Source organism: Bradyrhizobium sp. INPA03-11B, assembly GCF_040446015.1.
In the GTDB taxonomy this organism is placed as follows: Bacteria; Pseudomonadota; Alphaproteobacteria; order Rhizobiales; family Xanthobacteraceae; genus Bradyrhizobium; species Bradyrhizobium macuxiense_A.
In genome coordinates, this window is record NZ_JASGSR010000244.1 from 1 (window position 1) to 3,152 (window position 3,152).

Consider the following 3,152-nt stretch of genomic DNA (forward strand, 5'->3'; position numbering starts at 1 on the left):
GGCCGCGCATGCCCAGGTTTCCGACGACGTCGTGCGCATCGGGGTGCTGACCGACCTGTCGAGCTGGGGCCGCGACAATTCCGGCCCAGGCTCGGTCGAGGCGGCCAAGATGGCGGTCGAGGAATTCGGCCCCACCGTGCTCGGCAAGCCGATCGAGATCGTCTCCGCCGACCACCAGATGAAGACCGATGTCGGCGTGCAGATCGTGCGCGGCTGGTTCGACAACGGCAAGGTCGACGCCGTCGTCGACATTCCCAACTCCGGCATTGCGATCGCCGTGCACAACATGGTGCGCGAGCGCAACAAGATCGCGCTGCTGTCCGGTCCCGGCGCGAGCTCGCTGACCGACGAGCTGTGCAGCCCCAACACCGTGCACTTCACCTACGACACCTACGCGCTGTCGAAAGTGACGGCCTCGGCGGTGATCGCGGAGGGCGGCAAGTCCTGGTACTTCATCACCGCGGACTACGCCTTCGGCCAACAGCTCGAGAAGGACGCCACCCGCTTCATCAACGAGATGGGCGGCAAGGTGCTCGGCGGCGTCCGGCACCCGACCAACACAGCCGACTTCTCCTCGTTTGCGTTGCAGGCGCAGAGCTCGAAGGCGGATGTGGTGGCGTTCGCCAATGCCGGCCAGGACACCGACAATTCGATCAAGCAGTCCGGCGAGTTCGGCCTTGTGCAGGGCGGCCAGAAGCTGGTCGGCCTCCTGATGTTCGACACCGACGTGCATGCGATCGGCCTCAACGCCGCGCAGGGCACCTACATGACGACGGCGTCGTACTGGAACATGGACGACAAAACCCGCGCATGGTCGAAGAAGTTCTTCGCCCGCGCCAACGTGATGCCGACCATGATCCAGACCGGCGTCTACGGCTCGGTGCTGCATTATCTCAAGGCGATCAAGGCGGCCGGTACCGACGATCCGCAGAAGGTGATGGCCAAGATGCGCGAGCTGCCGATCGAGGACACCTTCGTGCATGGCGGCAAGCTGCGCGAGGATGGCCGCGTCATCCGCGACATGTATCTGGCCAAGGTGAAGAAGCCCTCGGAATCCAAGGAGCCGTGGGACTATCTCGACATCATCAAGACGGTGAAGGGCGAGGACGCCTTCCGTCCGGTCTCCGAGTCGAAGTGCCCGCTGCTCAAGAAATAGGATCGATCGCGTGGCCAACGAAGAAACGTATGATTGCGACGCGCTGGTCGTCGGCTCCGGCTGCGCCGGGCTGTCGGCGGCGGTCACCGCCGGCCATCACGGCCTGAAGGTCCTCGTCGTCGAGAAGGAGCCGCGGTTCGGCGGCACCACGGCGCGCTCCGGCGGCTGGCTGTGGATCCCCGGTACCTCGCTGGCCAAGGCCTGGGGTATCGAAGAAAACCCCGACCAGGCCAAAACCTATCTGCGCCATGAGGCCGGTAACAGCTTTGACGCCGCGCGCGTCGATGCCTTCCTGACCGAAGGGCCGAAGGCGGTCGACTTCTTCACGACGAAGACCGCAGTTCGTTTCGACATGCCGCTGACCTTCCCGGACTATCATGCCGAAGCGCCCGGCGGCGCGCAGGGTGGCCGCTCGATGGTGACGCGGCCGTTCGACGCCCACGAGCTCGGCGATGCCCTGAAGAATCTCGGCAGCCCCCTGCCCGAACTCACCGTGTTCGGCATGATGCTCGGCTCCGGCAAGGAGATCGTGCACTTCATGCGCGCGACGCGGTCGATCACCTCGGCGGCCTATGTCGCCAAGCGGCTGTCGAAGCACGCCATCGACGTGATGCGCAACGGCCGCGGCATGACGTTGACCAACGGCAACGCGCTCGCCGGACGGCTGGCGAAATCCGCCTTCGACCTCAAGATCCCGCTCTGGCTCAATTCGCCGGTACGCGAGTTGATCGTCGAGAACGGCGTGGTGCGCGGCGCGGTCGTCGTGCGCGAGGGCCGTGCTATCCGCGTCAACGCGAAAAGTGGCGTGGTGCTCGCCTGCGGCGGCTTCCCGCATGACGTCGCGCGGCGGCAGAAGATGTTTCCGCATGCGCCGACCGGCAAGGAGCATTACTCGCCGGGTCCGACCGGCAATACCGGCGACGGCTTGCGGCTTGCGGAATCCGCCGGCGGCCGCGTCGAGGACTCGCTGCCGAATGCAGCGGCCTGGGTGCCGGTCTCGGTCACCACGCGCAAGGACGGCTCGAAGGGCGTGATGCCGCACTTCATCGATCGCGCCAAGCCCGGCGTGATCGCTGTCATGGCCGACGGCAAGCGCTTTGCCAATGAAGGCAATTCCTACCACGACTTCGTGCAGGCGATGATCAGGGCGGCGAAGCCCGGCGAGGAGATCGCGGCATATCTCGTCTGCGATCACGAAACGCTGCGCAAATACGGCCTCGGCTGTGTGCCGCCACGCCCGATGCCGCTCGGCCATCATCTGAAGACCGGCTATCTCAAGCGCGGCGCGACGCTTGCAGAGCTCGCTGCGCAGGCCGGCATCGACGCCGGGGCGTTCGAGGCGACCGTCGCCGAGTTCAACGCGACCGCGGCCGAGGGACGCGATCCTGCCTTCGGCAAGGGCTCGCGCGCCTATAACCGCTACCAGGGCGACGCGCTGCACGGGCCCAATCCCTGCATCGCGCCGATCCAGCACGGGCCGTTCTACGCCATCAAGATGGTGATCGGCGATCTCGGCACTTATGCCGGCATCCGGACCGACGCCAACGCCCGCGCGCTCGATGCCGACGGCCAGCCGATCGCCGGCCTCTATGCCGCCGGCAACGACATGGCGAGCATCATGGGCGGCAATTATCCCGGCGCCGGCATCACGCTCGGCCCCGCGCTGACCTTCGGCTACATCGCGGGCAAGCACATCGCCGGCGCAGAGGAAGAGAGAAGCGCAGCATGAGCCGCGCGCTTTACCACCGTCATCCTGAGGAGCGCGCCCTGGCGCGCGTCTCGAAGGATCGACGGCCACCGGCCGGGCCGTTCATCCTTCGAGACGCCGCTCCGCGGCTCCTCAGGATGACGGTGATGGAGGTGGATATGGCGCGCCAAGGATCGATCGTGGCATCATGCGGCGGCGGTCCATGCGCAATAGCGCGAACGTGAACAGGCCACATGACGAGAGAAAGCCGCGGCATACAATCGATCGAGGTCGGCGGAGAGCTGCTCC

At 66.1% G+C, this 3,152-nt stretch carries 2 protein-coding genes; both read left to right on the forward strand.

What is annotated here, in order from left to right:
- Window positions 1-1,156 (forward strand): ABC transporter substrate-binding protein (locus QMZ05_RS40575; RefSeq protein WP_353705852.1); only part of this gene is annotated, 1,156 nt, incomplete at its 5' end.
- A 10-nt stretch (window positions 1,157-1,166) separates the two neighbouring features.
- Window positions 1,167-2,885, forward strand: a complete 1,719-nt coding sequence (locus QMZ05_RS40580; protein WP_353705853.1) for an FAD-dependent oxidoreductase — start codon at window positions 1,167-1,169, stop codon at window positions 2,883-2,885.
- The last annotated feature ends 267 nt before the right edge of the window (window positions 2,886-3,152 follow it).